The organism is Lactiplantibacillus sp. ME-2 (assembly GCF_022549155.1).
Lineage (GTDB): Bacteria > Bacillota > Bacilli > Lactobacillales > Lactobacillaceae > Lactiplantibacillus > Lactiplantibacillus plantarum.
Window position 1 is genome coordinate 1 of sequence record NZ_JAKZEQ010000073.1, and the last position, 5694, is coordinate 5694.

Consider the following 5694-nt stretch of genomic DNA (forward strand, 5'->3'; position numbering starts at 1 on the left):
TATGCTGACAAATTTGTCCAAAAATTCGGATTAAATTTGCAATCTACCATTTAATCTTGAATTTATAACGTTTTGATTTCCATTTACCATTTTTGATAAATCTTCTGGGGCTGTAAAATTTGAATGCAAAGGAGCTTCTTGATAGGCGATTTCCCAATCTCTCAAAATATTATAATCTTTTGAAAATTCTATGTTCTTTTTTACACCCTCAAAATCCGGAAATAATTTGGTACTGATGGCTCCGTTTTCTTTTAAATATTTTTGTAAATCATTTCGATCTCTTTGCGATAGTTTGAAGGTTATTTTTTCTAAAAGAGTTTCATTATTCCATGAGTATTTATCGCCAGATTGCTTCAAAAAGTCATCAGGATTATTAGATTGAAGCCAATCAGCCAATATTTTAATTTGAGAGTTTTGAATTTTAGCATTATCGTTTACTTTTGTGCTATCTATGCTAGATAGCAGCCCCTGCTGTGATTCCATTCTTTCGTTTTTATGATCTGTATCAGATACTATTAGCGGTAATTTAGGATATTGATTCTTTAACTCATCATATAAGGTCTTATTAAGTCTATATATGCAATACTTGTGCTTGTTGAAGTCGTCTCTAAGACAATGCATTTTACAAAGATCGATATGTTGGTCCAAAATATTTTCATCAACAAACTGTTTAATATAACTGGTGAATGCAAAGTATAAAGCTACATAGACCGAATAACTCCAGTCTAGATAACTAGTGCTGAGCCCGTAGTGCTGAGAAAGGCCATCTGCCAGCCCATTCATACCTACTTCTGAATACCCTCGCTCAGCGGCTTTTTTAACAACGTCAGAATAAATATTGTATTGGGCAAAACTGATGTCTGTTTTTAACTTTCTAGCTAGAGTTGGAACTAAATCATATTTTTCAAATGCACACCCTCGATAAATGAAGTTGCTATTATCCTTAGCTTTTGAAATGATTTTTTGTAACGTAGCCAATATTTCATTCCTCTTGTATAATTAAAGTTCGTAGAGAAGTTAAGGCGGTGGCTATTTCCAATCGGAGGTGGTGCTTATGGTGTTAAACCTTTAAAGCCCATAAATCCTAACGAAAGGAGTAGCCTAAGTGTCCGTTGCGGACGCTTTACAATTAATGCTGGCTTTCGATACCTTTATCGTGGCTTTAATTGCATTAATTGTTGAGCTGATCAAAAGTCAGCAAAAAAAATAATCCGTCTTAGCTTTTGGCAGGGCTAACGGATTATTTAATCTATTATTAAACTTTGCCACCGTCTTAAGCGGCTCTACACGGGAAGTCCTGTTCCAGCAGGGCTTCCTTTTTCTTACTCACATTATAGCATGACTATAACTGACTTTCGACTATTTTTAATCAGCTTTTTTAGCAGTTTTAATGTGAGTAATCAATACTAATTTTCTTAATTGAACGGCCACCACGGAAATCGTTTAGTAATCCGTCTTTCTGCATGAGTATCGTAAGCCACATAATGATTACCAGCTTGTTCACGCATCATTAGGGGGCTCTGCGCACGAGAGACCAGACGAATATTTGCAACATAGGATCCTTTATGAGCAACAAGTGCCCAGTGCTGTTTAGAACTATATTGTCCGGTATAAAACTTTAGCCAACTACCACTACCAAAAGGATCATCAGCTACAAACGCATCAACTCGCTGCGGGGTTTTAACAGCAGCAACATGTTTATTTTTACCATCGCTATCAATGATAGTTGTCTTTTTTCTCTTCTCTGGGACCTGATTAGGGAGTACCGCATAACCATATTGAACTCTTAAAAAAGGATTGAAACGATCAATCCATTCATTTTGCGTGGCACGCCCATATCCTAATATACTTAACCATAAAAACAGTAGCACAATAATTCCCAACACAATTAGCAAGTAGCGTTTGTATTTATTTTTATCCCGCACATCTTGACTAATTTTATTGACCATCAAATTTCCATCACCTTTAAGTAAAATATCTAGAGGAACAGCTAAAAATTCACTTAAATTTACTAATGTGTCTAAATTTGGATAACTTAAATTATTTTCCCAGCGTGATAGCGTTTGACGTGTCACATGTAATTTATCAGCCAATTGTTGCTGGGTTAAGTGCAGTTCTTTTCTTTTTTTCCGTAATACATTAGCAAATTGCAATTTAATAGCCCTCCTTAACTTTTAAGATAGCAGAAATCTCGCGAATGTAACGCAATTACCATGTTACATTGCCCGTTTTTCCGTATTGAACGAAAGAACACTGATTCCATCTGGCAATGGCAACCAGAAAACCACGTCTGATATTTTTTTGTGGTGAGCTTCATTGGAGTAGCGATTACGTAAGATAGCGACCTTTCTTGAAGCTAACTCATTTATAAATATCCCATGATGGTTAAGCATATTCCCTAATGTGTTAAAATTAAATTGTGAGTATCTTTAAGGATTAAGGAGTGAATTCTTTGAAAAAACACAAAAAATTAATTATCTCACTAATAGTAACTATGCTAGTGATTATTTCTGGAGGAATATACATAGGATATCAGTATGGACCTAACTTTAACTTCTACTTGGTCCCACCAACCCCTAAAAGAGACGCCATGCTGGCTTTTAATAAAATATCGTCCACAGGGATCTATACAGAAAATCAAACGCAGAAAAATAGGATGACAGAGATTCGCAATGACATTTCAAATAAGCATACCTACAAAGAAATTTATCCACTGTTAAAACAAGCCTTGGCAATTAAGGGTGGTAAGCACGCTTCTTTGATAACTCCATCAGAAGTAAAAAAAGAAGTTTCACAATACAAAGCACCAACTAGCAGCGTTAAAAATAATATCTTATACGTCCACTTACCAGAATTCAATGGATCATCATCACAAGGGAAAAGATACGCAAACACAATTTATTATAAGCTGACTAGTAAAACATATAAGGGTATTATCATTGATCTTAGGAATAACCTAGGTGGTGACATTGGCCCAATGTTAGCTGGAATTTCGCCAGTTGTCCCTAATGGAAAATTATTTGAAGTAGTTAATGCGGCAAACAAGCCTACGAGTGTGACCTTCCAAGGGAGTGTTACTAACAACATGGGAACTAAGATAGACCTCGGCAAGGTAAAAAAAATCACAGGAATTCCTGTTGCGGTGATACTCAATCGATGGACTGCTAGTTCAGGCGAGTTAACGGCTTTAGCACTTGAAACCAATCCCAACGTTAAAACTTTTGGTGGTAACTCTGCTGGGTATACCAGTATCAACGATACGTACACTATGTATAATGGTGCCCAAGTAAACATAACTGCTGAAAAAATCAAGAAAAACAATGGGCAAGTACTCTTCAATAATAAAATTAAACCTGAAGTGCAAACTAACAGGCCAATTGTTCAAGCAAACAATTGGCTATTAACTCAAAACTAGTTTTTGGTTAGAGTCGGTTGATCGCTAGCTTCCGCTGTATAATGGATTAAGCAAGTAAGTTTTTTCTACGTAAAGTCAAGTATATTAGGACTCTAAATTTTTAAAGGCGGTGGCTGTCTTTTCCCTTGTGAGGTGAGGCCCATGGAAACATGGAATAATCTTCAGGAAGGTTTCACAGTCAATGAGCGTCTTCCAGACACTCTCGTTGATGTTGCTGTTTGGCACGTTTTTAATCGCGCTCCTCAGCTATATCGACAAGCACCACAAATAAAAGGCGCTACGATATTTGGAGTTGATAGGCAGCTTGCCTACCAGCTCCTTTTTCTATACCATTTCTATATTTGAACGCGCAAAAAGGACATTACACTTTCTGCTCGTTCACTGTCCCGACCAAAGAATAGAGAATAGGAGTTTGTGTAATGTCCCTTACAAGTAAGTCTATCCGAATGGTTCTAGAAATCAAGGGCCCTAACATTATCTTTACGAAAGACGCTGTCATTGAAGAAATTCGGGGCGCTAAAGCCCTTGTCTTCTATACCGAACTTAAACTCCAACCAGAGCATTGCCCTGCCTGTGGCTTTGCCAGCAAACTAGTTCGTTATGGGTTTGAACGTACCTGCGTACTTATGCCCAGTTACAGCTACCGTCCCACCTATATGAAGCTTAGCCGTCAGCGATTTCGTTGTGAGTTGTGCCGGTCGGTCTTTCAGAGTGAGACTGATTACGTCCGACCGCGTAGCACCATCAGCACCCCAGTCCGCCAGATGGTGCTATTTGAAGCCTTCAGCAACTGTTCATTAACCGACATTGCGCGACGCTTCCACGTGGCTGATAAGACCGTCCAGCGGATTATTGATGAAGAAGCGGCGAAGCATAACTACCATCAAAAGCTATGGCTCCCGAAGCATCTGGCTTTTGATGAGTTCAAAGCTACCAACAAAATGATCTTCATCTGGGGTGATGGCGATCGACACCAGATTGGCGCAATTCTACCGAGCCGGACGGCATACGCAATAACGAAGTACTTTGAAGGATTTCCACTCAGTGTCCGCCAGCAAGTGCAGACAGTGTCGTTAGACCGGAACGCCGGATATATCAACCTAGTTCCACGTTTGTTTCCAAACGCCAAGATAGTTGTGGATCGGTTCCATATCGTCCAGATGGTGTCGACCGCCCTCAACATGGTCCGTATCCAAGTAATGAAGGGTCTATCTAAGCGTAGCAAGGAATACCGATTCATGAAACGCGAGTGGAAAATCTTTCTTAAGGACTTCAACGAACTTGAAGCAATAAAACCCACGTATCACACCAGCGTCGGCTATTACGAAACAACTGTAAATCTGGTCGCCAAGAGCTTAGACCTGAGCCCGGAGTTCCGGTCAGCATATGAAGTCTACCAGGAGATTATAGGAGCGGTTAGAAAGCGTGATGCGTCAGCACTCGCAGCCGCACTAGAGAGCTATCGATCATTAGGAAACCGAATGGATCAGTCTATCAAAACGTTAAAGAAGTACAAGAGACAAGTCATCAATGCATTACGCTATGAGTACTCAAATGGCTTCCTTGAGGGTATTAACGGCATCATCAAGAAGATTAAGAATACTGCGTACGGCTATACGAATTGGAACAATTTCATCAATCGTATATTCCTGGAACGGGTTTGGTTCAGAGCTAAGAGCAGCAAGGCAGCAGCATAATAAAAGCACCTAGACCAATTAAGGCCTAGATGCTTCACAAAAGATCTATCAACTCTACTTGACGAAGAGCCAACAATTGCCGAGACAAACGCAAAAAGCCGGCACACTTCGCAATCAATGCGCCGTGTACCGACTTCAAGTTCTTTATGATTACCGCCCATCCACCAATTCGAGGTGGTAGCCGCGGCGGCGTATTTCACTGGCGTAGTTATCGGGTAAGGGCTCATCAAACCGGAGTTCAACGAGTACGTGCTGCCTGCCAGCGTCGTCCCGTACCGTGAAAACGTGCGCCGATCCGGGCTCGTGCGGGCGTACATCCAGCACCACCTGGTCAGGAGAGAGTTCTCCCCGCTGGCGCGCCTGCACCAACGCGGTCAACACCCGGTCTAAATTAGTAATGGTCACTGGTTGCATCCTCTTCACCCCCCCCCCGATGTTGCCGCTATCGTCTACATATAAACTATACACGCCGCTTCCGGGATGCAAGTCCAGCCAGTCCCAGCACGCTGAGGATAGCTAGACCGATTGCGGCCAACGGGCTGTGTGTATCCCCCGTCGCCGGCAGTGCCGCTGCAGTCGTAG

The 5694-nt window shown here is 40.9% G+C and carries 7 protein-coding genes; 4 read left to right on the forward strand and 3 right to left on the reverse strand.

Annotation, left to right across the window (positions count from 1 at the left end):
- Positions 1–30: 30 nt before the first annotated feature.
- Positions 31–978 carry an FRG domain-containing protein gene (locus MMY95_RS14930; protein WP_080335237.1) on the reverse strand — a complete coding sequence of 316 codons (948 nt, stop codon included), beginning with the start codon at positions 976–978 and terminating at the stop codon, positions 31–33.
- Positions 979–1105: 127 nt separating this feature from the next.
- On the opposite strand from MMY95_RS14930, the gene MMY95_RS14935 reads away from it, so the two are divergent.
- On the forward strand, positions 1106–1210 hold the full coding sequence (locus MMY95_RS14935; RefSeq protein ID WP_021816919.1) for a putative holin-like toxin: 105 nt from the start codon (positions 1106–1108) through the stop codon (positions 1208–1210).
- Positions 1211–1415: 205 nt separating this feature from the next.
- Here MMY95_RS14935 and MMY95_RS14940 read toward each other — a convergent pair whose 3' ends face one another.
- Positions 1416–2153, reverse strand: a complete 738-nt coding sequence (locus tag MMY95_RS14940) for a helix-turn-helix domain-containing protein (protein WP_045353896.1) — start codon at positions 2151–2153, stop codon at positions 1416–1418.
- A gap of 299 nt (positions 2154–2452) precedes the next feature.
- On the opposite strand from MMY95_RS14940, the gene MMY95_RS14945 reads away from it, so the two are divergent.
- The 3 genes from MMY95_RS14945 to MMY95_RS14955 all read left to right on the forward strand — a co-directional run bounded on the left by MMY95_RS14945 (position 2453) and on the right by MMY95_RS14955 (position 5112).
- The gene (locus MMY95_RS14945; RefSeq protein WP_021816918.1) at positions 2453–3415 is read left to right on the forward strand and encodes a S41 family peptidase; all 963 of its coding nucleotides are present in this window, start codon (positions 2453–2455) and stop codon (positions 3413–3415) included.
- A gap of 208 nt (positions 3416–3623) precedes the next feature.
- Complete coding sequence (locus MMY95_RS16145; protein ID WP_222843308.1) at positions 3624–3686, forward strand: putative holin-like toxin; 63 nt, start codon at positions 3624–3626, stop codon at positions 3684–3686.
- Between the two features lie 148 nt (positions 3687–3834).
- Positions 3835–5112, forward strand: a complete 1278-nt coding sequence (locus MMY95_RS14955) for an ISL3 family transposase (RefSeq protein ID WP_075060720.1) — start codon at positions 3835–3837, stop codon at positions 5110–5112.
- Between the two features lie 150 nt (positions 5113–5262).
- Here the strand turns inward: MMY95_RS14955 and MMY95_RS14960 are convergent, their stop codons facing one another.
- On the reverse strand, positions 5263–5526 hold the full coding sequence (locus MMY95_RS14960) for a hypothetical protein (protein ID WP_008271158.1): 264 nt from the start codon (positions 5524–5526) through the stop codon (positions 5263–5265).
- Positions 5527–5694: the final 168 nt, after the last annotated feature.